Raw genomic sequence first — 22,915 nt, forward strand, 5'->3', positions numbered from 1 at the left:
TAATAAATTTTGTAAATAGGAATTTTTTAGCTGTATATTTTTTTGTATATTTTTCGCTGTTGTCCACTTGGTACAATAATTTACTGAGAAAATAGTATCAAAAAGATGAAGAAAGTCAAAATAAAGTCTGGTATACTACGTCACATAAATAACAATACAGTATTCAAAGAAGGAGGTAGACAAATGTACGAAAATAAAGTAGGATTTTTGGACGGAGCACTGGCAACTGTAAAAAAGAATCAGATGCAGGATACAATCGGGCAGATACAAAAGAGCGGACGGTTAATTTTAAAGGGCGGACATGTTGTTGATCCAAAGAATAAAGTAGACAAACAGACCGATATCCTGATTGCAGATGGGATTGTCTGTCAGGTCGCAGATGATATCGCAGCAGAGACCGGTGATCGCGTAATTGATTGCGAAGGACTTACTGTTATGCCGGGATTGGTTGACATGCATTTACATCTTGGCGATTTATTTGAAGTAAGTACAAATCCAATTTTCTGTGCAGCAGAAGATGGCGTGACATTAGGATTATCACCGGGAGCCGGAAATACATTTATGGCACCATCTCTTCTCGGTGCGGAAGTAGATCATGGAGTTCCGATTAACCTTGGCGTTTATCTTGGAGCTGCAAATGTACTTGGAACACAGATGTCAGTAGATGAGTTGATTCGTATGTTTAAAGGCGAGATAGATGCAGATACATTATCTACAAAGATGACAAGAAATGGAATTACCAATACAACGGCTGCTTTAACGGTTGGAATTAAAGATCATATGGGACATTTTATTATGTCTGATGAAAATATTGATAAGATTTATGAAATTACTTCAAAAGCAAATCTGATTTATATGTCCCATACACAGGACCCAGAACATGCGGAAAGACTGGTCTCACTTGCAAAAGGACGTCCATTACATCTGGCACATGCTACAGCGGCAGGATGTGGAACACACATGGGAGCAGCAGAAGGTATGAAACGCGTTCTTGATCTGGTAAATGGAGACAATATTTCCGCAGAGTTTGTTACAACCATGCTTCGTGCAGGACGAGGAAGTCGTGAAGGGCTTCAACTTCCAAAAGAATCGCAGAAATTAGCATATGATGCATTGGAATCAGGAAAAGTAAAGATTCTGATTTCGGATGGACAGAATCAGGGAACGATGAAAGGATTCGGGGATACACGAGATAATATTCCGGCTATTATAGAACTTTCACAAAGTGGAGTTTTAAGCCTGAGTGATGCAGTTGCGACAATGACCTGTAATCCGGCAGCGTTAATCGGAAATAGAACAGCAAATAATTGGTGGACAGATAAGATTGGTCATCTTGGTGTTGGCGCACTTGCAAATGTTACAGTTGTAGATATGGACGATAAACTTGCAACGTACACAATCGTAAATGGAGAAATTGTATCCTTTGAAAACCGTGCGGTGAGAAGAAACTGTGGAGCAGGTGGATGGATTAGCAAATTTGGTATGGTAAGAAAGACCGGAGTAGGTGAGCTTGTAATGTTTTCGTACCAGAAATAAAGGGGAGAAGACAGTTGAAAAAAGAAAATGATAACAAGTATGCACAGATAACAACTGAACAATGCAAACAAATTCTTCAGAAATTGGTGCAGATCAATACTTGCCAGCCGGAAGGAAATGAAGGGAAACTTGCGGATGTCATATTAGAAATGTTACCAGAAAACATCGTATATAAAAAAATTAATCATTCAAAAACCCGAGCGTCTCTGATCATAAAAGTAAATGGAGAAACGGAGGAAGGCGGTATCGCATTTGTCGGTCATATGGATACGGTTGCATGTGGAGATTACAGTCAATGGAGTTATCCGCCACATGATGCTATTGTAAAAGGTGATATCCTCTATGGACGTGGTTCTGCTGATATGAAGGGTGGAGACGCGGCCATGATATTGGCATTAAAATGGATGCTGGAAACAAAAAAAAGACCAAAGAAATCTATTTATTTCTGCTTTACTGCAGATGAAGAAAGTAAGGGAAGCGGAATTCGCGGAATTTTAGAAGATGGTATGGTGAATAAAGTTGATGAAATAATTATATGCGAACCTTCAGATGAGAAAATAGGTACTTGTGAAAAAGGTGCATTTTGGTTGAAAATTACGGTGCAAGGGAAGCAGTCGCATGCATCCAGACCAGACCTTGGGATTAATGCTGTTGAGTATGTAGAAAAATTAGTCGCAGAGTTAAAAGAACAAGTGGAAACCGGGGAGGTGCATCCTATTCTGGGAACGACAACAGCATCCGTTACAAAACTGTGTGGTGGAATTATGACGAATATTATTCCACCTACTGCAGAAGCAGAATTGGATATACGCACAGTTCCGGGAATCAGTCATGAACATATTTTAAAATGTACAGAAGAGATTGCAGACCGATTCAGAAAAGAAATACCGGGAATTCAAATTACCATTGAAGTGATGAATGACAGACCGGCATTGGAGACATCAAAAGACAGCCCGCTGGTGAAACAGATCATGAAAACAGCACAGATGGTGGGAATTTCAACAGAAGATAAAGGACATTATTTCTATACAGATGCATCACAGATCATTCCTGAAATATCTGTACCATTTGTAATCGCAGGACCAGGAGATGATGCACTTGCACATTGTATTAATGAACATATTTCTCTGGAAAGCGTAAGAAGATATGCAAAATTGTATCAGAAATATCTGGAAAAATATTATTTATGAGGAGGTAAAAATGGGTGAGACAGTAAAGACGAAAGAAAAAATGACTGGCGCATTACCGGGATTTATCATAAGTATAGTCATTGGATTTGTATTTTATTTTGGCTTAAAAGCATTAAGCGGTAATAATGCAGTATTTGATTATAATAATATGATTTCTGGAATTTTGGATTCTGTGCCAAAACAGATTGCCTGGTTCTTTATGAATTTTACAGAAGCACAGTTTTATGCAAGCGTATTTGCCGGAATAGGAATTATACTTGGAGGAATTGTAGCATGGATATTGGCGATCAAAAATTCAAAATATGCAGGATTTGATGTCTGCTATGGAAGTAGTACCTTATTCCCGTGGGTGTTGGCATCACAGCTCATCTCCCTGGGATTGGCAATTTTTGTATTTCGTTATATTAATGGATTTGCAGATTCATCCGTAACATGGATCGCAACATTTATTACTGTAGTAGGTGCTCCACCGGCAGTTATGTTGCTTTACGGTCCAAGCGTTCCGGCATTATTGACATCTTCCATTATCGGTGGTTTGATCTGTGCCCCTACTGCAATATGGATTGGAAACGCAATTGTGACTCCGTGGAAACTTCCGGGAGTCGTAGCAAATGTGTCAACGATGGCAATTACGGGAATTATTGTATGTATGGTTTGTAAGATCCTTCCGTGGGTAAAACCTGTGCCGGTGAAACCACATCGGACGGAGGCAGCACCGGCAGATGATGTATATAGTACAAGCTGGTTTGTACGCAGGGTTTTTGCAGATTTTACAGAAGCACAGTTTTATGGAAATGAAGTGGCATCTGCATTTTTGCTGGCAGGCGCAGTGATTGGCACAATCGTATGTGGAAATCATGGAGCATATGGCTCAGGAGCTGTACCGGCTATAATTTTATCACAGTTTGTCGGAGCGGCAACGGGAGTGTTCCTGTATGCAGGAAAATTTGATAATGGTGGCTGGTATGCAACGTATGTTCCGGTTGTCAGTGTCGGACCGGCATGTGTTCTAATGTATGGTGCGAATATTCCGGTGGCGGTATTTGCAGGTGTTCTCGGTGGAATTATAGGAGGACCGATTGCACAGTTTTTCTCAGAAAAACTGCCGGAAGGTGTACATGGAACAGTAGCGAATGTAACATCTATGACAATTTCAACAATTACGGTATCTGTTGTAATCAGTGCTCTTCCATGGTTTTAATTAATGGATATTATTATTTAGAAAAAGATACTATAAAAAGAAAATAAAAAGAACCATTGCGTGATAGATAGATTTCGATGTAATATCTATAACACAATGGTTCTTTTCTCTATTATTTTTCACTTGGTGAATAATTATTATAGCATGAAAAAAAGCAAATGAATGAAACAGACATTTTCAGCAGGTTATTCGACATAATTGGCAGATAAAAACAGAGAAAATAAGTCAGAAAATAATAATATTGTAAAGAAATAAAGGAATCAAGAAACAGGAAGGATTTTGAAATCATGAAAGAAATGTCATGGGAAGCATTTGAAAGGCAGTTTCCTGTACAATTAAATGAACAACAAAAGCAAGCGGTAAAAAGTGTAGACGGACCGATACTTCTCTTAGCAGTACCAGGATCCGGTAAAACGACCGTATTGGTTACAAGGCTTGGATATATGATTTTCTGTAAAGGAATCGCACCGGAGAAAATCTTGACAGTGACATACACAGTCGCAGCAACAAAAGATATGTCCAGGAGGTTTGCATCTTATTTTGGAGAAGAACTGGCTGAACGGTTAGAATTTCGCACAATCAATGGAATCTGTGCAAAAATTATACAGTATTACAGCCGGAGTGTCGGTAAATCTGCATTTGAACTGGTGCAGGATGAAAAGATCATCCTTCATTTTCTGATAGAAATCTATCAGGAAACAGAACACAGTTACCCGACAGAAAGTGATCTGAAAAATGTGAGGACATTGATTACATACATAAAAAACATGATGCTGACAGAAGAAGAAATCCGGCATTTAGAAGAAAAAGAAGAATTAAAACTGTTGGAAATCTATCAGGCATACTGTGTAAAAATGCGGAAAGAAGGTCTGATGGATTATGACGACCAGATGGTATACGCTTACAATATGCTTCGTAAATTTCCTGATTTACTGGCATATTTTCAGAGACTTTATCCGTATATTTGTGTGGATGAGGCGCAGGATACATCCAGAATTCAGCATGCAATTATAAAACTTCTTGCATCTGGAACAGAACAGTTATTCATGGTGGGGGATGAAGACCAGAGTATCTATGGCTTTCGTGCGGCGTATCCGAAAGCATTGCTTTCGTTTGAAAAAGATCATCCGAGAGCAAAAGTACTCCTGATGGAAGAAAATTTCCGTTCTAATGCAAAAATCGTAGAAGCGGCAGACCGGTTTATCCAGGAGAATCAATTCCGACATGAGAAACATATGCGGGCATCAAAAAAAGCAGAAAGAGAGATACGGGAAATAGCTTTGAAAAGCAGAAGAGCACAATATCAGTATCTGTTAAAAGTAGCAAAACGTTGTGAAATCCAGACAGCTGTTTTGTACCGGGATCATGAATGCGCAATTCCGCTTATTGATCTTTTGGAACGGCAGGAAATTCCATATCGGATGCGGAACGCAGAAGTGACTTTCTTCACGAATCGGGTTGTTCTTGATATTGTTCATATCATTCAATTTGCTGCAAATCCGAGCGATGAAGAACTGTTCCTGCAGATTTATTATAAACTGAGACTATATTTAAGCCGGAAAGAAGCGTTGGAAATTATAGAAATCAGCCGTGAAAGAGATTTGCCGATCTTGGATGCTGCACTTGTAAGTTCCAAGCTTGATGAATATAAAAAAAGCAATGCAAAAGCAATGCGAACACATTTGAAACATCTGTTACAGGAACCGGGTGACAAGGCAGTGAATCGCATTACAAATTATATGGGGTATCAAGATTATTTACAAAGAAACGAAATAAATGACAGCAAGCTGGAAGTTGTGAAGATTATTGGGAAATTAGAGCCTACGGCAGAGGATCTGATCCGGCGCCTGGATGAATTGAAAGAAATCATTCAAACTAAGAAAACATCGGAAGACTGTCCGTTTATTCTTTCTACGATTCATGCAAGTAAAGGGTTAGAATATGAAATTGTATATATGTTAGATGTAGTGGATGGGATCCTGCCGGCACAGATCCCGAGGAGCCTTCATAGTTCAAAGCCTTCCAGAGAAGAAATAGAAACATACGAGGAAGAGAGACGTTTATTTTATGTAGGAGCAACAAGAGCAAAGCAGGATTTACGGCTTATGACAACGAATCGAAAGAGCAGTTTTTGCGAGGAACTTCTTGGAAAACGGGAGAAGACAAACACTCGCTCCGGGAAAAAAGAAAGCGTTTATAGTAGCTTGTCGAACAGCGCAACCGGAAATAGAAAAAACGGAAACAGATCGAATAATAGTAGGGCAGGAAGAAATGGGGAGCCCGCAGGATATAAGAAAGACGGGACATATCTGACATATGCATCTCATGCAGTCAAAAAAGATTCTGCTACTGGAACGCAGCATAAGATAGAAAAAATTCATCCCGGCATAACTGTTGTGCATCGGAAATTCGGAACGGGAACCGTGATTGCTGTAGATGGAAAGAATGTGCAGATACAGTTCAAGGATAAGATACGAAAATTAAACCTGGCAGTTGCTGCAAGTGGAGGGTGGTTACAGCTATAACTTCTATATCAGGGGAATAGAGGTAGATAATTCCCTGAAACGGAAGTATATTTATAGAGACAGAATCCTTATACTTAGAATCAACAAAAGTAAAAAAGACAAGCATTTCAATTACATTTTCACAAAATGCAATGTCATAAGGAGGAAAAAACGATGAAAGAGTTTAAAGAGATTGAAACAACAAAGGAAAACGGAGAAAGAAAAATGAACATGAAAGAAACATCGAAAAAAGCAGTGAAAAAAGTGAAAACAATTTGTATTAGCTTGGTTGTTGGAATTGTCATTGGAGCAGTTGGTGGAATTAATATTTACAATTCAATGACAAAGACAGAAGTTACCAATGATTATATTTCTGGAAAACTGGAAGACGTTGGTGAACTCGCAACACAGCAGGTTACCTATTCGTCCACAGAGCAGATGGAAGATGGAAGTATTCCGTTTATTAATAAGAAAAGTTTTTTGATGCATTACAGCGCAACTTTGAAAGCCGGAATCCAGATGGATGAGGTGAAAGAAAAGATTACAGATAAAGAAATAATTGTTACGATTCCACATGCAAAAGTGTTAGGAAAACCACAGGTGGATCCGGATTCCATCAAGTTCATGGATGAAAAGAGAGCCATTTTTAACTGGCAGACAAAAGAGGATGCCAAGAAAGCAATTTCTTTGGCAGAAAAAGATATAGAGAACAATGATGATATAGATACATCCTCACTTCTGGAGAAAGCAGATGACCATGCAAAAGAACTGATCCATAAGATCCTTGACGGCTCGGTAGGCGGACGTAAGGTCGTAGTACAGTTTAAATAGAGGTCTGATTTTTAATGGTGAGCCCGTCTACTTCAAAACAAGTAAGCCATGGATAAGTTACATAATTTACAGAAATATCTCCCGTGGCAACAACTCCATCAGAGCGATAATACACATTACCAAGAGGACTTTGCTCGCAAACATAACCATCTGCCAGTAAGTCCTCTTTTTTCTTATCAGTAAATCCTACTGATATCTCCAGACGCGGAGGCGCACATCAACTGGTAATCTTTTCTATCGAGAGAAGAATATCTTTGTGATTATATTTCTGCATATAAGCGATAGCTTCTGGATTGAGATGAACCATATCGTGTGCCCTCCTGTCTGAGTTTATGTTTATTAATATCCATTATAAACGTTCAGAATTATCGTGCAAGTGGATATATTCAGCAACAGAACGGTCGAATGTTTTAATGTGATGGAATAACCAGTCTACAACGTTACGTTTTACCTGTTCAATAAATTGCTCATTTGGACCTTCATTTTCATTGAGAAAATCATACAGCTCCTGGATAGATTTCTTGAACTCTTCATGTTTTGCATGATGATTTACAAGCTCAGGATATGCAACTTTTTCTTGAAGAGTCTCCTCCTCTTTAAAATGAAAATCTGTATATGCGTCAAGATAATCGAGCATTTTAATTGCTTTTATTTTCCCGTCGCCGGATTCACAGGCAGTCACAAACTGCTGGATACGATCAATCAGTTCTTTATGCTGTGTGTCAATGGTTTCATTCCCTGTAATTAAATTATTATCAAAAGTAATTGTCATAATAAAAACCTCCGTATTTTCGTTGAAAGACTCATATATCTGCCCTATAATAGCTATTAACAAAGAGCCGGGTTCATATCCTTAACTGCCGGGCATATCAGAGAGAAGGGCGAAACATATGAAATTAGAACAGTTACAGATATTTCATAACCTGACAGAAGATGAGATGCAGAAAAGCTTGGTCTGTTCTCAGGCTGTCGTACAGAAATATCAAAAAAATGAATATATATTCAGGCAGGGTGACCGCCCTGAAAAACTTTATTTTCTATTAAATGGAGATGTGGAAGTGGGGAGTATCAATCTGAATGGGAAAATTACAAGAATCAACCAGGTGTCTGAAGGAGAAGACTTCGGCGAAATTGAATTGTTTCTCCATCAATCGGCTTATTCGGGCTATGCAAAGGCTAAGAATGCTGTAAAAGTACTGGAAGTATCGAAAAATTTCTTTGGAGGCAGATGCGGAAATAATTGTGTACATCATAGCAAAGTTGTTTTCAATATGCTTCAGGTCTTTGCAGAAAAAGCCGATAAAAATAATCATCAAATTGAAGTACTGACCAGTGGAAATCTCCGTCAGCGAGTTGCTACATATCTTCTGGAAAACTGCAATGCAGATAATCAAGTGAATTTGCAAATGAATCGTGAAGATCTTGCATCTTATCTTAATACAACCAGACCATCGTTATCGCGGATGCTTCTTAACCTTCAGGAAGAAGGAACGATCCGTCTGGCAGGTAGAAAGACAATTGAGGTTTTGGATCATGCGTCTTTGCAGTTAGAAGAATAGCGCAATTTCTTTCACTAAATCGAAACCGTTTTGCCTGGAAGAAGCATTAAGCTTCTTCCGGAACAAATACCTCTTTTCCCATTCCGCAAATCGGACATACCCAGTCGTCCGGCAGGTCTTCAAAAGGAGTTCCCGGTGCAACACCATTATCTGGATCTCCAACAGCTGGATCATATTCATAGCCACATGGTTCACATACATATTTTTTCATAATTAAAATCTCCTTTTTTTAATTTATAAGTTAATGTGTTGTTTCTTAACTTGTGATAGTAGTATAACGAAGAATGAAGAAAATAGATGTAACAAATGTTACGAAAAGGGAAATGTTGTAAAAAAGTTTAAAAATATCCTTTAAATATATAAATATATAAATATCTTCGCCAAGACCTTTTTATTGGACAGGCCCGGGAATAGAGTATAACCAGTGAGTAACAGATAGGGGAAACCAATACTTATTTTCAGAGAGAAAGGTGGCAGAACAATGGCAAACCAGAAATTGATTGATGAAGTAGGAAAGTACATAGAGAAATATTACGAAGAACCGGAAGGGAAAGTTCAGGCAGCAGAGTGTCAGATTGACGCATGCGATCCTGATGAATTTGACATCTCAACAATGAAAAAGAAGAAGGTCAAGAAAGGTATGTCATCAACGATGGTATCCAATCGTAAGATTGAAAATCTTATGAAGCAGATGGAAGAAACATTTTCGCAGAGATTACTTCGTATGATAGACGAGCGCGGAATGACCGATTCCGAAGCATATACGAAAGCTTATGTAGATCGCAGACATTTTTCGAAAATACGCAACGATATTAATTATGTGCCGAACAAGAAAACCGTATTGGCATTTACAATTGCGTTAGAGTTGTCGCTGGATGAAGCAATGGATCTGCTGAACAGCGCAGGATTTACTTTGTCAAGAAGCTCGAAGACAGATATTATCGTAGCGTATTTTCTGCAAAATAAAATCTACGATATGTTTGAAATAAATGATGTACTGGAAGCATATGGGCAGCAGATATTTTAAAAATATTGTCGCCTGACAGGAGACCAACTCCGTTCATTTTGTATATAGAATGTGATTATCAAATAAAAAGGAGGATATCACATGAATGCAAAATTAACAGAGTTGGTTTTTATTTTGGACAGAAGTGGATCAATGGGAGGCCTGGAAAGTGATACGATCGGTGGCTTTAACAGTATGATCGAGAAGCAGAAAAAAGACGGAAACAGTGTAAATGTCACTACAATTTTATTCGATCATAAAATCGAATTTATTCATGACAGATTTCCGATTGAGATCATTGAACCACTGACCGAGGACGACTATTATGTGCGTGGCTGCACAGCACTGCTGGATGCGGTTGGAATGGCGATTGAAAAAACCGAAAATGTGCAAAAGCATTTACCGGAAGAAAACAAAGCCGGAAAAGTAATTTTTGTGATTATAACCGACGGTCTGGAAAATTCCAGTGACAATTATACGTACAGTGAGATCAGACAGAAGATAGAAGCCAGAAAAGAATGTGGATGGCAGTTCCTGTTCTTAGGTGCCAATATAGACGCCGGGGAAGAAGCAGAGAAGATCGGAATCGACAGAAAACGGTCCGTTACTTATTCCAACGATTCCGAAGGAATCCTGCTGAATTTCCGGACTATCGGAAGAGTCATCCGAAGAGCAGTCGATATGGAACTGAATGATGACACGGATTATGATGATCTGTTCGAGGATGACTGGGCAGATGAGATCGAAGAATATTGCGAAAAGAGTCAGAAGTAGAAAATAAATTTACAAGAATAGAAAACACGGGGGAAAAAGATTATGGCTATGACAACATGCCCAAATTGCGGCGAACCAATATCAGAGAAAGCAAAAAAATGCGTACATTGCGGTACGGTATTAATTGAAGAAGAGAAGAAAATTTGCCCGGATTGTGGAGCAGAACTGAAAGAAGGAGCGGATACCTGTCCGAAATGCGGATGCCCGATTGAACCAGAGAGGGGGGGAGAGATAAGCCCACAGCAGGTGGAAGTAACCGGAGTGAAGATTACACAAAAATCAAAGAAAATGATCATAATAGCAATAATCGCAGTTATTGCTGTGGCGATTATTGCAGCCGTTGGAGTACAGACACACAAGAAGAACGAAGCTGCAAAAGCAGCGGCGCAGGCAAAGAAACTGAGTAAGGAATATGGTGAAAACTTAAATACAGCAGCATATTCCATGCTTTCAGGTGCCAGTGATGCAGAAACCTGTGGAAATCTGGTTAAGCAGGTCTGGAACAATGCTATTTATGAAAAAAGTGATAGTGAAACAAATAAATTTACAAAACCAAAGGGATATTTCGTGTCTGATTTTAATGATGCATTGGAAAATCTCTACGCGGACAGTGATTTTAACAGTCAGATCGATGAAATCAATGATAACAAGGACCTGGTAAATTCTTTAATGAAGGAATTAAAAAATCCACCGAAAGAGTATAAAGAGGTATATGCATCTCTTTCAAAAATGTATGACGCATATATATCATTGACCAATCTGGCAACAGATCCAACAGGAAGTTTACAGACTTTTTCGCAGAATTTTAATGATGCAGACAGCAATACAGTCAATTGTTATAATGCATTGAAGGTGTATTTGGAGGACGAGTAGAAAATATTTAGCAATCATATTTAAAAATACAAATAAAATATTCGCAAAGTCAAAGCTGCCATTTGCGCTTTTCATTGAAGAAATACATACAGTATGGTACAATTACACAAGTAAACCATAAGTTTTGTACAACGAAGAGGTAGGGCATATGGCAGTATCATATAATGGACTATGGAAGTTATTAATTGATAAGAATATGAAGAAAGTGGATATGATGAATCAGGTGGGAATCAGCAGCAGTACCGTGGCAAAGATGACCAACGGAGAGCTGGTTTCCATGAAGGTTCTGGAGAAAGTCTGCGAGAAGCTGGACTGTGATTTCGGAGACATTGTTCACTACGAAAAAGAAGCAAAGGATGGTGGACAATAATGGAATACAGTGCAGGACTGACATCAAAATTATTCTGGCTGCAGGAATCGAGGAAGACAGCAGAATATATGTTAAAGGGATACAGCAGAGAAGAGATCCGTGGGATCGCATGGGAAGAAAATATCTATCAGGTAAAAGCAGAGTATCGTGCATATGAAGTGTTAAATGGCACTTATCGGAGATTATCGGTATTGCCGGAAGCAGTGCTTAAGGCATTTACCACCTGTGATGTGGAGACAGCGAAGATTCTGAATCTGATTGCGATTCTGATGGACAGCAGACTATTTTTTGATTTCCTTCATGAAGTATATGACGAGAAAATCCGCCTGGGAGAGAAAGAAATCACAGACAGGGATCTGAATGTATTTTTCTCCGATAAAGCAACGCAGAGTGATGTAGTAGCGGGGTGGACAGACATAGCAGTGCGGAAGCTGAAGCAGTGTTTCACAAGAATGATGTTCGAGGCAGGAATGCTGGAAAGCAGTGCGAAGCCACGAACGATCAGGCAGGTTCACATCGATTACCGGACAGAAGAACTACTGACTGCAAGTGGATTAGGAGAATACTTGAAAGCAGTGAAGGGAGTCTAAGAATGGCACATTTAAGTTTAGAAGAACGGCTGAATCAGATCGAGGATAAGATCTCGGAGAAATCTTTCAGAGAGAACAAAGGACTTGGAAATGAAGTCGGATATTATGTATTCGATTATGATCCGAGAGCAGAACTGGAAGTCCGCAGCCACATTGCATATTTGAAAGACAGAATTAATAACGGCAATAAAGATTTTAAAATTATAGAATTTGACCTGTTTCATACGATGATTCAGGTATTGGAAGAAGAAGGCTATCTGGAAGCCTTTCTTGACCTGGAAAAAGATAACGGATTTTTTGAAATGGCTGACAGCCTGGTGGAGACACTGGGATTGGATGAGACGAATGAGCTGAATCTGATCATCTCAAAGATTTTGCAGGAAGACCTGGAAGGCAGTGTCGTGTTCCTGACAGGAGTAGGTAAGTGTCATCCGATCATTGCCAGCCATAATATATTGAATAATTTACATCAGGTGCTGGACAGTGTACCTGTTGTATTATTCTATCCGGGAGAATACAGCGGACAGGATCTGAAACTATTTGGAACGATGGATTCCAGAAATTATTACCGGGCATTCCGGCTTGTGTAGATACGGAGGAAAAGAAATATGCAGATTAAAGATATGTTTGAGAAACAGATTGACCGTGATATTAAGGGCGTTATCAAAGTCGGTCAGTCTGATGAAGAAAATGTATATCAGGAACTGGATGAATATGTAGTAACGAAAGAATTGTTAAAACATTTCCGGGATTTCTTTGAAAATTATGAAAAAGGAATTAATGGAAATACAGATAAAATGGGCGTCTGGATCTCCGGATTCTTTGGAAGTGGTAAATCACACTTCCTGAAAATTCTTTCTTATCTGCTGAAAAACAGTGTGATCGAAGGAAAGAGAGCCATTGAATATTTTACAGATGGCAAAAAGATCGAAGATCCGATGCTGATCGCCAAGATGACGAATTCGGGAACGATTTCTTCCGATGTCATGCTCTTTAATATCGATTCCAAGGGATCTGCAAAAGTCGGCTCCGGCAAAGAAGCGATTGTAGAAGTGTTTATGAAAGTGTTCAATGAGATGCAAGGTTACTGTGGTTCCATTCCGTATCTTGCAGAATTTGAGCGCCAGTTAGATAACGAAGGCAGATTTGAAGAATTTAAAGAAAAATTTGAAGAAATCGCAGGAGCAACGTGGGAAAAGAAGAGGCAAGCATTTGCAGTTATTCAGGATAAAATCGTAAAAACACTCGTGTCTATGGACTTCATGAGTGAGGAAGCAGCCCGCAACTGGTGCAAAAATGCCAAAGGAAGCTATGATCTCAGCATCGAGAAATTCGTATCTCTCGTAAAAGACTACTGTGAGAAAAAAGGACCGAATCACCATGTCATTTTCCTGGTAGACGAGATCGGACAGTACATTGCCGATGATACGCAGTTAATGCTGAACCTGCAGACCATCGTAGAAGATCTGGGAACTGCATGCCGCGGAAAAGCATGGGTAATTGTAACCAGCCAGGAAGATATTGACTCCATCACAAAGACGAAGGGAAATGACTTCTCCAAGATTCAGGGACGTTTTGATACAAGATTATCGCTGTCCGCATCCAATGTAGACGAAGTTATCCGCAAACGTATTCTGGAAAAAAATGAGATCGCAGAGTCAGCATTGAAGCTGTTATATGAGCAGAAAGAATCCATTATCAAGAACCTGATCACATTTACAGCGGATACGGCAGATAAGAAATTATATACAGATAAGACAGATTTCGCAGACTGCTATCCGTTTATTCCATATCAGTTTAACCTGCTTGGACAGGTGCTGACAGCCGTGCGTACCCATGGAGCAAGTGGAAAGCACTTATCCGACCAGTCGCGTTCCATGCTGGCACTGTTCCAGGAGTCAGCAGTCCGCCTGAAAGACAGCCAGGAAGGCGTGCTGGTGCCGTTCAGTTATTTTTACGATCCGCTGCACAAATTCATCGATCACCAGCACAGTCAGGTGATCAATGACGCAGAAAATAACAGCAGATTGGACGAGTTCGATGTAGAACTGTTGAAAGTACTCTTTATGATCAAATATGTCAAAGAGATCAAAGCAAATATAGATAACCTTACGACGCTGATGATCTCCAATATTGATGATGACCGTATTGAGATCCGTGGCAAGATCGAAGAATCCTTAAAGAAACTGATCCGTGAGACACTCGTACAGAAGAATGGAGAGATCTACATCTTCCTGACAAATGAAGAGCAGGAGATCAACAATGCCATCAACAGTGAGAATGTAGAGATGGGCGAAATTATCGGAGAGGCATCTACCGTTATCTTTGAAGAAATATACAAAGAGAAGAAATACCGTTACAGCAACCGGTATATGTTCCCGTTTAACCAGAAAGTGGACGACCGGTATTATAAAGGCAACCAGTCTAACGACATCGGGGTGTCCATTATTACGCCGTATGGCGATGATTATCCGGATTCCGCACTTCGTCTGCGTTCTGCACAGGAACACACCGTAATTGTAAAACTGCCGAATGACGGCACATTCTTAGATGAGATTACCGAATCTATCAAGATCTATAAATATTTGAATAAAAACGCTTCCGACGCAAGAGGAAGCTTCGACAGCATCCGACGTGCAAAAGAAGATGAGCGTATTGAGAAGAAAGACCGCATCCGTATCTATATCGAAGATGCGCTGAAACATGCAGACATTTATGTAAATGGCGATAAAGCAAATATAGCATCAAAAGAACCGGCAAACCGTATCAATGAAGCACTTGGCAAACTGGTGGCAATGCAGTACAGCAAGCTGACCTACATGGAGACCGCACCGGAGCTTTCCGATATTGCAGCGGTATTTAACGGCAGTGACGGACAGTTGTCCTTCCTTGGAACAAGTGATTCAACGCCAAATAAACTGGCGCTGGAAGAAGTGATTCAGGTGATCACACTGAACAATACAAGACATGTGAAGACTTCGCTTAAAGCACTTCAGGATAAATTCGGAGCCGCACCGTATGGTTTCGATCCGAAAGATGTACAGTGGCTGGTGGCAATGCTCTTTAAGACAGGACGCGTATCTCTGACATACAACAGCCAGAGCTTATCGCTTTTGTCCAATACAAAAGAGGAACTGGTACGTTATCTGACCAAGCGTGAATTTGTAGAAAAACTGCTTGTTGATATCCGAGAGAGAGCAACAGACGGACAGATCCGTTCCGTAAAAGAAGTATTGAAGGATTATTTTGGATTCTCTCTGTCAAGTGATGACGATGATACCATTATGAGAACCTTTAAAAACAAAGCAAAAGATAAGCTGGAATCCTTTAATGATATTATGATTGAATACCGTGTAAATCCGAAGCTGCCTTGCAAATCTCTGATGGATCAGGCGAAGAAGAATCTGGAAGAAATACTTGAAATCAAAGAGCCGGTAGAGTTTTTCAAGACGGTAGACAAGAAACGGGATGACTTGCTGGATGATGCAGAAGATACCGCGCCAGTATTTGATTTCTTCCATGGAGAACAGAAGAAGATCTTCGAAAAAGCATTGCAGCAGATCCGCATGTTTGAGAACAGTAAAACTTATGTGCGGGATCAGGAAATTATCGATAATGTTGCTCAGATGGAAGCTATCGTGACAAACAGAAAGCCATTTGGACAGATTCAGGAACTTCCGGAGTTGTCAACGCAGTTCGTAGATCAGTATGGTTCTCTGCTGAATCAGGAAGCAGATGAGATGCGCCCGATCGTGGATGATGACTTGAAGAAAGTATTAAATACGCTGGACGAGAAAGAATTTGCTGCCGTATTCCGCAACAAATTCATAAAAGCTTATGAAGATTTAAAAGAAAAACTGGAGGGCTCATCAGAAATCGCAGCGGTGAAAAATATCCGTCTGGAAAGTGATACGTTGAAGTTACGCTGTCTGGATGAAATTGCAGATTATGAGATCAAACATCAGCCGCAGCCAGAACCGGAACCGCCTGTAACTCCGGCAACACCAGCCGGAGGAGGGGAAGGTGCAAAACCGGTGAAACCTGTAACACCGCCGGTTCAGCCGAAACCGAAAAAACGTAAGAATGTATCGATCAGCAATGTGGCAGGAGCAAGAACGTATTCCATCGAAAATGAACAGGATATCGATAAGTTCCTAACAGAGATGAAGAAAAAATTATTACAGGAGCTGGAAGAAAATACAATTATTACATTGAGCTAGTAATTTAGCAGGAGGAAACAGTACATGAACAAGAATGCGATAAAGAAATTCGCGATAGAAGCAAGAACAAAACTGATTGATTCGGTTACAGATAAAGCCGGTATGCTTGGCATCACAGCAGAAGCGTGCAGTGAACCGATCACGAAGGGAGCAGACTTTGAAGTCTATCAGACGACTGCGGGAACAGAAGTCACATTGAATAAGAGACAGTGTGAGCAGAGAAGAAAACTGGTAGCCCAGATTGAATCCCGTGGCTTTGAAGCGGTCGTAGAAGAAGTCGCTTATACGTGGTTCAACAGAATCTGCGCGATCCGCTTTATGGAGGTAAACGATTATCTTCCAAACAGAGTTCGTGTACTTTCTTCCGAAAAAGAAGGAAAAATGGAGCCGGATCTTGTGACACAGGCACCGGATGTGGATTTAGACCTGACAGCACAGGAAAAAGAAGAGATTATTAACTGGAAAATGAGTGGCTTATCCGAAGATGCGGATAAACTGTACTGCAAATTGTTTCTGAAACAGTGCCATCAGTTGCATGATATATTACCGGGACTGTTCGAGGATGATTCTGATTATATGGAATTGTTGTTTGGAATTTCCTATACAAATAAAGATGATGTCATCTACATGCTGGTAAATCCAGAAACGGGTATTCCGGAAGCTGACTTTAATGTATCTACCTTAGATGAAGAGGGTAATCCAACCGGACAGGTGGAGATTATTGGCTGGTTGTATCAGTATTACAATACAGAATTAAAAGATGATACCTTCGCAAAACTGAAAAAGAATGTAAAGATTACAAAAGAGAGAATCCCTGCGGCAACCCAGCTTTTCACACCGGACTGGATTGTGCGCTATATGGTAGAAAATTCAGTCGGAAGAATCTGGATTGAACATTTACGCGCCGTAGATCCTAGTACAGATGAGAAGGCTACAGCAGAAAGATTCGGATGGAAATACTATCTTCCGGAAGCAGAGCAAGAAGAAGCTGTTAATGTAAAACTGGCAGAGATCCGTACTACATACAAAGATCTGAAACCAACGGATATTACCTGTATTGATCCATGTATGGGAAGTGGTCATATCTTAATTGCAATGTTCGATGTGCTTATGGATATCTATGAAAGTGCTGGATATGACAAGAGAGAAGCGGCATTTGAAATCGTAGAACACAATATTCATGGACTGGATATCGACCAGAGAGCCTATCAGTTGGCATACTTTGCGGTCATGATGAAAGGTCGTGGATATAACAGACGGTTCCTGCGTGGAAGAGACGGAAAACCAGAGCCGAAAGTGTATGCGATTGTAGAGAGTAATGAAATCAATCGGAATCATCTGCAATTCTTCGGCGCGCATATGAATGATACCGAGAGGACGCAGGCACAGACGCAGATAGAGATTCTGTTAAATACATTCACAGATGCGAGAGAATACGGATCTATCCTGAATGTAGATGAGTGCGACTGGGATAAATTAGAACGATTCGTAGAAGATCTGGACACAGATGGACAGATCTCATTTGAGAGTGTTGGAAGTGAAGAAACACAGGCAAGCTTACGAAAACTGGTGAGAGTGGCAAAGAATCTGGGGCAGAAATATGATGCGGTGGTGACGAATCCGCCGTATATGGGCATGAGCAATTCAGGACAACAACTGGTAAAATATGTCAAAGAACACTTTCCAGATAGCAAAACAGATATGTTTTCAGTTTTTATTGAAAAATGTAATAATATTTTAAAAGATAATGGAATAGAAGCTATGATTACTATGCAGGCTTGGATGTTTTTATCAAGTTATTCTAAACTTCGAGTTAAAATTATAAACCAAAATCTTTTAAGTTTATTACAATTTGGAATAAAAGCTTTTGAAGAAATTGGAAATGATGTAGTTCAAACAGCGGCGTTTGTAGAACGAAACAGTAGGTTACCACAATATAAGTCGTATTTTTATCGTCTTTTAGAACGAGATCGTTTGGAAAAACAACAAAACTATTTGCAAAGAAAAAACTGTTATATTTCAAAAACAAAAGATTTTGAAAAAATCCCTGGTATGCCATTTGCATATTGGATCAAGGATAAAGTTAAAGATAGCTTTGAAAATGATCACATATCGGATATAGCAAACACTGTTCGTGGGTATGCGACAGCATCAAGTGAAAAATATGTACGAAAATGGTATGAAGTTGATTGGAATAATATTATGTTCAATTGTACATCGAATGAAATGGCTTATGACAGTAATAAGAGATGGTTTCCATATAATAAAGGAGGACTTTATCGTAAATGGTTTGGTAATAATGAAGAAGTAGTAGATTATTATCATAACGGAGAAAATTACGTTCAATTGAAAGGTTTTTGTTACAGTAATCAAGATTATTATTTTAAACGGTCAATTACTTGGACAAAGGTTTGCACTGGAAGAATTAGTTTGAGATACAATGATTATGGGTTTATTTTTGGAGATGCAGGTCCGGCTCTAATTGCAAGATGTGATGATGAGTTGTTTATCATATTAGGAATGTTAAATAGTAAAATTGCGGAACAATTATTAGAAGTAATAAATCCTACACTCAATTATACAAATGAAGCGGTTGGCAATATTCCAATCTCTTTTCATAAGATTAATACAATGTAATACGTTATCTTTTAATTCATCTTTCAATTCGTCTTTACAAAAAATTGGAAAACATATACGATGGTTGGTGCAAAAAATGTGAAGAAAATTATAATAAACTTTTGGTTTTAGAAAGTCGTATAAATGAGATATTAGCAGAATCGCTCAATATTGAAAAAGAAATAGACTTTTATTTAGATGATAGAGATATTTGTGTAAAAAGACCGGAATTGAGAAAAGATATTAAAAGTTTAATTTCTTATGCAGTAGGCTGTATGTTTGGAAGATATTCATTGGATGAAAATGGCTTGATTTATGCGGGAGGGAAATGGAACTCAAACAGATATATTTCTTTGAGCGCAGATAATGATAATATTATTCCAATAAGTGATGAAATGTATTTTGAAGATGATATTGTTAGCCGTTTTCAAGATTTTTTATGTATCGTATATGGTAAAGAATATTTAGAAGATAATTTACAATTTATAGCAGATGCTATAGGAGGGAGTGGAGATTCACGGGAAATAATTCGTAAATATTTTTTGAATGATTTTTTCAAAGATCATTGTAGTACTTATTCGGCACTATTTGCTGGTAGTCGTCCGATTTACTGGCTCTTCGACAGCGGTAAACAGAACGGATTTAAAGCACTGATTTACATGCACCGCTATGATGCAGATACCGTTGGACGTGTAAGAACCGATTATTTACATCGGGCGCAGAAGTATGTAGAGACGGCTATGCAGAGTGCACAGTATACGATTGACAATGCATCATCCGCATCTGAAAAATCAAAAGCTACAAAGGCAGTAACCAAGTATACCAAGCAGCTTGCGGAGATGAAGATTTACGATGAAGCGATTGCACATATCGCCAACCAGAGAATTGAAATCGATTTGGACGACGGCGTGAAAGTCAATTATGCAAAATTCCAGGGTGTGGAAGTAGCACAGGAAGGCAAGAAAGCATTAAAAGTAGATTTGCTGGCAAAACTGAAATAATGTAAGGACTGGAGGTATCTATATATGGCATATAAGATTGAAAATTTACAATTGAAAAACTTTGGAATGCTTGAAGAGTTTCAATGCAAGGAGTTTTCAAATATTAATTTGATCATAGGCGAAAATGGAACAGGAAAAACATTTCTGTTGAAAGCATTGTATTCTGCTGTAAAAACATTGGAAGAATACAAGCGGGGAGATGATATAACGCCAATTAATGATATTTTGTCAGAAAAATTAAGGTGGACATTTCAGGTGGATAAACTGGGAGATATTGTATCAAAAAGTGCGGATGAAGGACTGGATTTTAGAATGAAGCTGAATAAAGCAAGTTTAGAATATCAGTTTTCTAAAAGTGCAGCCAGTAAAGTGGGAGCAGTAGAGCCGGTTCGAAATGGAAAAGACGGGGATTCTATATTTATTCCGGCAAAAGAAGTATTATCGCTTTTTTCAGTTATATTAAAATCAAGAGAGATTGATAAAGCTTTTGGTTTTGATGATACCTATTATGATCTTTCTAAAGCATTAAGAATTTCGCCATCCAGAGGTAAAAACTTTACGGTATTTGCAGAGTCACGTAAAGTGGTAGGAGATGTTATCGATGGCAAAGTAGATTATGATGAAAACAGCGGCAAATGGTATTATAGAAATAAAAAGAATCAGAAATTTTCAATTGGAGCAACTTCAGAAGGAGTAAAGAAAATTGCGATTATGGACAGGCTTCTTGCAAACGGCTATTTAAATGCAGATTCAATTATTTTCATTGATGAGATTGAATCTGCATTGCATCCAAAAGCAGTTTGCCAGTTCCTGGATATGATTGACAATATTGCAAATGAAATGGGAATTCAAGTCTTTATAACCAGCCATTCCTATTTTGTAATCAAGAAATTGTTTTTAATTGCGCTTAAAAAGGAAAATACGGTGAAATGCATTTCTTTAAATAAGGGAAAGGAGGCACAAATATGCGATCTGCATGATGGAATGCCTGATAATTCCATTATTGACACTTCAATACAGTTGTATGAACAAGAGATAGAGGAGGTGCTTTGATGGGAATTGTTATTCCAGAATCCGATATGCAATTTGGAAAATATAAAGAAAAACAGATATTTCAGCTTGAAAAAAGTGAACAATATACGAAGAAATTACGGCAACAAGGAGTTCGCTGTTGTGAATTTATATTATTAAGATCAAATAAATTATGTTTCATAGAAGCGAAGAAAAGTTATCCTGATCCAATTGACGGAATTACAAAAGACGAAAAGAAGTATTATGAGGAGATAAAGGAAATCGCAGAAAAAATGCGCCATTCGCTGGAATTATTCTCAAATATTCTTTTGAACAGATATTCACAGAACGGTGTTCCGGATGAGATGAAAAATGCTGAAAATCTGGAAATGCGATTGATTTTAGTTATCAAAAACGCAGATAAATCCTGGATAATTCCGCTTCAGGATATATTTAGAAAAGAACTAAATGCGGAGATGCGTATTTGGAAAATACCTGATTTTATTATTATGAATGAGGAGCAGGCAAGAAAAAGGCATTTTATTATTTAAAGTGTATGAGAGTGATTTAAGAATACATACACATGGAATTGCGCATCCGTCCTGGCAGAGGGAAATGATGTGATTTAGGGAAAATTCAAGTTGGAGGCTATGTTAATTATGCACCAATGGAATCTACAGGAGTACTGCGAAATAGAAGCAAATTCTATTGATCAGATATATAATATTATTAATGCATATAATGAGCAATGGGATATGCCGAAAAAAATTAGTGGCGGTGAATTTAGAGCTTTTTACCGTGGACAGTCCGATGCAATATGGCAGATAGAACCAAGTATTGTCCGGTCAGACATTAATGAGCGTGATCAATATTTGAAGTATCAATCCAAATTGCAAGGAAAATCCTTATTTGATCAGTTAGCTTATTTACAACATTATGAAACAGGGACAAGATTAATTGATTTTACAACAGATCCTAAAGTTGCATTATATTTTGCTTGTGTGGATAACAAAGAAAGAGATGCGGCATTATATTTATACAATTATGTTTCACATAAGGCAGAGTGGATAGACACAATTATATTTACAGAAATTATGTTAATGCCAAATGATAGGACAATAAAGTTAGGAGAATTTGCAGAAGAGCTATATGATAAATATGAAATATTTCATGAGAGATTTGAAAGTATTTCAGAACTAAGTGCTTTTATGATAGCATATCTGAATCATGGATATATGGTGTTGCCTAATGAAGATAGCAGCAAGAGTAATTTACGAATGGCAAGACAAAAGGGGACATTTTTCATATGTGGTGTAAAATTTGCTAATGCGGTTCCATCATACATGAGAACATCAATGAGAGCAGCAGCCAATGAACTGATATGTCATTCGGTGAATGTACCAGATTCATTAAAGAATAAGCGACCTTTAGTAAAAATAATTATCAAAAGAGAATACAAAGAAAAAATTCTGGAACGACTGGAAAAGGAAGGAATTACAAGAGAATATTTGTTTCCGGAAGGGATAATTTAAGCTAAAAATAATGAGAAAAGACAGTTAGAGATCCATTAATTGATGCAATTGATTTGTATTTTTATTCATAATTTCATCATAAATGTTCTGGAATAAGAAAC

At 38.6% G+C, this 22,915-nt stretch carries 20 protein-coding genes; 18 read left to right on the forward strand and 2 right to left on the reverse strand.

What is annotated here, in order from left to right; translation table 11 throughout:
* Positions 1 to 183 precede the first annotated feature (183 nt).
* The 5 genes from H8S07_RS11250 (at position 184) to H8S07_RS11270 (ending at position 7,262) form a co-directional block, all read left to right on the forward strand.
* Complete coding sequence (locus H8S07_RS11250; RefSeq protein ID WP_117538021.1) at positions 184 to 1,536, forward strand: amidohydrolase family protein; 1,353 nt, start codon at positions 184 to 186, stop codon at positions 1,534 to 1,536.
* A gap of 14 nt (positions 1,537 to 1,550) precedes the next feature.
* Positions 1,551 to 2,726, forward strand: coding sequence for a M20 family metallopeptidase (locus H8S07_RS11255; RefSeq protein WP_186856028.1), 1,176 nt, complete (start codon positions 1,551 to 1,553; stop codon positions 2,724 to 2,726).
* Positions 2,727 to 2,736: 10 nt separating this feature from the next.
* Positions 2,737 to 3,927 (forward strand): hypothetical protein, encoded by a 1,191-nt coding sequence (locus tag H8S07_RS14505; RefSeq protein WP_186856029.1) that lies wholly within the window; start codon positions 2,737 to 2,739, stop codon positions 3,925 to 3,927.
* Positions 3,928 to 4,214: 287 nt separating this feature from the next.
* Positions 4,215 to 6,452: an ATP-dependent helicase gene (locus H8S07_RS11265; protein ID WP_243176017.1), complete on the forward strand. Its 2,238-nt coding sequence runs from the start codon at positions 4,215 to 4,217 to the stop codon at positions 6,450 to 6,452.
* 153 nt (positions 6,453 to 6,605) lie between these two features.
* Positions 6,606 to 7,262, forward strand: coding sequence for a DUF4230 domain-containing protein (locus H8S07_RS11270; RefSeq protein ID WP_186856030.1), 657 nt, complete (start codon positions 6,606 to 6,608; stop codon positions 7,260 to 7,262).
* Between the two features lie 349 nt (positions 7,263 to 7,611).
* Here the strand turns inward: H8S07_RS11270 and H8S07_RS11275 are convergent, their stop codons facing one another.
* Positions 7,612 to 8,034 carry a bacteriohemerythrin gene (locus tag H8S07_RS11275; RefSeq protein ID WP_186856031.1) on the reverse strand — a complete coding sequence of 141 codons (423 nt, stop codon included), beginning with the start codon at positions 8,032 to 8,034 and terminating at the stop codon, positions 7,612 to 7,614.
* Between the two features lie 118 nt (positions 8,035 to 8,152).
* Here H8S07_RS11275 and H8S07_RS11280 point away from each other — a divergent pair, with 118 nt between their 5' ends.
* Positions 8,153 to 8,821: a Crp/Fnr family transcriptional regulator gene (locus tag H8S07_RS11280; RefSeq protein WP_117538027.1), complete on the forward strand. Its 669-nt coding sequence runs from the start codon at positions 8,153 to 8,155 to the stop codon at positions 8,819 to 8,821.
* 46 nt (positions 8,822 to 8,867) lie between these two features.
* On the opposite strand, the gene rd is transcribed toward H8S07_RS11280, so the two are convergent.
* The gene (rd, locus tag H8S07_RS11285) at positions 8,868 to 9,032 is read right to left on the reverse strand and encodes a rubredoxin (RefSeq protein WP_021860312.1); all 165 of its coding nucleotides are present in this window, start codon (positions 9,030 to 9,032) and stop codon (positions 8,868 to 8,870) included.
* Positions 9,033 to 9,302: 270 nt separating this feature from the next.
* Between rd and H8S07_RS11290 the strand changes: the two genes are divergently transcribed.
* The 12 genes from H8S07_RS11290 to H8S07_RS11340 all read left to right on the forward strand — a co-directional run bounded on the left by H8S07_RS11290 (position 9,303) and on the right by H8S07_RS11340 (position 22,814).
* Positions 9,303 to 9,848: a hypothetical protein gene (locus tag H8S07_RS11290; protein ID WP_186856032.1), complete on the forward strand. Its 546-nt coding sequence runs from the start codon at positions 9,303 to 9,305 to the stop codon at positions 9,846 to 9,848.
* A gap of 81 nt (positions 9,849 to 9,929) precedes the next feature.
* Entirely contained in the window at positions 9,930 to 10,601 is a 672-nt protein-coding gene (locus H8S07_RS11295; protein ID WP_186856033.1) for a vWA domain-containing protein, read from the forward strand.
* A gap of 42 nt (positions 10,602 to 10,643) precedes the next feature.
* Complete coding sequence (locus H8S07_RS11300; protein WP_186856034.1) at positions 10,644 to 11,474, forward strand: zinc ribbon domain-containing protein; 831 nt, start codon at positions 10,644 to 10,646, stop codon at positions 11,472 to 11,474.
* Between the two features lie 148 nt (positions 11,475 to 11,622).
* Positions 11,623 to 11,844, forward strand: coding sequence for a helix-turn-helix domain-containing protein (locus H8S07_RS11305; RefSeq protein ID WP_186856035.1), 222 nt, complete (start codon positions 11,623 to 11,625; stop codon positions 11,842 to 11,844).
* Positions 11,844 to 12,434: a DUF1819 family protein gene (locus H8S07_RS11310; protein ID WP_186856036.1), complete on the forward strand. Its 591-nt coding sequence runs from the start codon at positions 11,844 to 11,846 to the stop codon at positions 12,432 to 12,434. The genes H8S07_RS11305 and H8S07_RS11310 overlap by 1 nt, the downstream gene beginning before the upstream one ends.
* Positions 12,435 to 12,436: 2 nt before the next feature.
* On the forward strand, positions 12,437 to 13,024 hold the full coding sequence (locus tag H8S07_RS11315; protein WP_186856037.1) for a DUF1788 domain-containing protein: 588 nt from the start codon (positions 12,437 to 12,439) through the stop codon (positions 13,022 to 13,024).
* An 18-nt stretch (positions 13,025 to 13,042) separates the two neighbouring features.
* A complete protein-coding gene (gene brxC, locus H8S07_RS11320; RefSeq protein WP_186856038.1) occupies positions 13,043 to 16,654 on the forward strand; it encodes a BREX system P-loop protein BrxC in 3,612 nt (1,203 codons plus the stop codon).
* A 24-nt stretch (positions 16,655 to 16,678) separates the two neighbouring features.
* Positions 16,679 to 19,291, forward strand: a complete 2,613-nt coding sequence (gene pglX, locus H8S07_RS11325) for a BREX-1 system adenine-specific DNA-methyltransferase PglX (protein ID WP_243176018.1) — start codon at positions 16,679 to 16,681, stop codon at positions 19,289 to 19,291.
* Positions 19,292 to 19,545: 254 nt separating this feature from the next.
* Positions 19,546 to 20,271: a BREX-1 system adenine-specific DNA-methyltransferase PglX gene (locus H8S07_RS14510; RefSeq protein ID WP_243176019.1), complete on the forward strand. Its 726-nt coding sequence runs from the start codon at positions 19,546 to 19,548 to the stop codon at positions 20,269 to 20,271.
* 24 nt (positions 20,272 to 20,295) lie between these two features.
* Positions 20,296 to 21,324, forward strand: a complete 1,029-nt coding sequence (locus H8S07_RS11330; protein WP_186856039.1) for an AAA family ATPase — start codon at positions 20,296 to 20,298, stop codon at positions 21,322 to 21,324.
* Complete coding sequence (locus H8S07_RS11335; RefSeq protein ID WP_186856040.1) at positions 21,324 to 21,833, forward strand: hypothetical protein; 510 nt, start codon at positions 21,324 to 21,326, stop codon at positions 21,831 to 21,833. The genes H8S07_RS11330 and H8S07_RS11335 overlap by 1 nt, the downstream gene beginning before the upstream one ends.
* Before the next feature lie 99 nt (positions 21,834 to 21,932).
* Positions 21,933 to 22,814 (forward strand): FRG domain-containing protein, encoded by an 882-nt coding sequence (locus H8S07_RS11340; RefSeq protein ID WP_186856041.1) that lies wholly within the window; start codon positions 21,933 to 21,935, stop codon positions 22,812 to 22,814.
* Positions 22,815 to 22,915 lie beyond the last annotated feature (101 nt).

It is taken from the genome of Dorea hominis (assembly GCF_014287705.1).
Taxonomy (GTDB): domain Bacteria; phylum Bacillota; class Clostridia; order Lachnospirales; family Lachnospiraceae; genus Dorea_D; species Dorea_D hominis.

Coding starts and splice junctions, on each gene's coding strand:
- H8S07_RS11250 (WP_117538021.1), top strand. CDS start 184: ATGTACGAAAATAAAGTAGGATTTTTGGACGGAGCACTGGCAACTGTA.
- H8S07_RS14505 (WP_186856029.1), top strand. CDS start 2,737: ATGGGTGAGACAGTAAAGACGAAAGAAAAAATGACTGGCGCATTACCG.
- H8S07_RS11265 (WP_243176017.1), top strand. CDS start 4,215: ATGAAAGAAATGTCATGGGAAGCATTTGAAAGGCAGTTTCCTGTACAA.
- H8S07_RS11270 (WP_186856030.1), top strand. CDS start 6,606: ATGAAAGAGTTTAAAGAGATTGAAACAACAAAGGAAAACGGAGAAAGA.
- H8S07_RS11275 (WP_186856031.1), bottom strand. CDS start 8,034: ATGACAATTACTTTTGATAATAATTTAATTACAGGGAATGAAACCATT.
- H8S07_RS11280 (WP_117538027.1), top strand. CDS start 8,153: ATGAAATTAGAACAGTTACAGATATTTCATAACCTGACAGAAGATGAG.
- rd (WP_021860312.1), bottom strand. CDS start 9,032: ATGAAAAAATATGTATGTGAACCATGTGGCTATGAATATGATCCAGCT.
- H8S07_RS11290 (WP_186856032.1), top strand. CDS start 9,303: ATGGCAAACCAGAAATTGATTGATGAAGTAGGAAAGTACATAGAGAAA.
- H8S07_RS11295 (WP_186856033.1), top strand. CDS start 9,930: ATGAATGCAAAATTAACAGAGTTGGTTTTTATTTTGGACAGAAGTGGA.
- H8S07_RS11300 (WP_186856034.1), top strand. CDS start 10,644: ATGGCTATGACAACATGCCCAAATTGCGGCGAACCAATATCAGAGAAA.
- H8S07_RS11305 (WP_186856035.1), top strand. CDS start 11,623: ATGGCAGTATCATATAATGGACTATGGAAGTTATTAATTGATAAGAAT.
- H8S07_RS11310 (WP_186856036.1), top strand. CDS start 11,844: ATGGAATACAGTGCAGGACTGACATCAAAATTATTCTGGCTGCAGGAA.
- H8S07_RS11315 (WP_186856037.1), top strand. CDS start 12,437: ATGGCACATTTAAGTTTAGAAGAACGGCTGAATCAGATCGAGGATAAG.
- brxC (WP_186856038.1), top strand. CDS start 13,043: ATGCAGATTAAAGATATGTTTGAGAAACAGATTGACCGTGATATTAAG.
- pglX (WP_243176018.1), top strand. CDS start 16,679: ATGAACAAGAATGCGATAAAGAAATTCGCGATAGAAGCAAGAACAAAA.
- H8S07_RS14510 (WP_243176019.1), top strand. CDS start 19,546: ATGTTTGGAAGATATTCATTGGATGAAAATGGCTTGATTTATGCGGGA.
- H8S07_RS11330 (WP_186856039.1), top strand. CDS start 20,296: ATGGCATATAAGATTGAAAATTTACAATTGAAAAACTTTGGAATGCTT.
- H8S07_RS11335 (WP_186856040.1), top strand. CDS start 21,324: ATGGGAATTGTTATTCCAGAATCCGATATGCAATTTGGAAAATATAAA.
- H8S07_RS11340 (WP_186856041.1), top strand. CDS start 21,933: ATGTTAATTATGCACCAATGGAATCTACAGGAGTACTGCGAAATAGAA.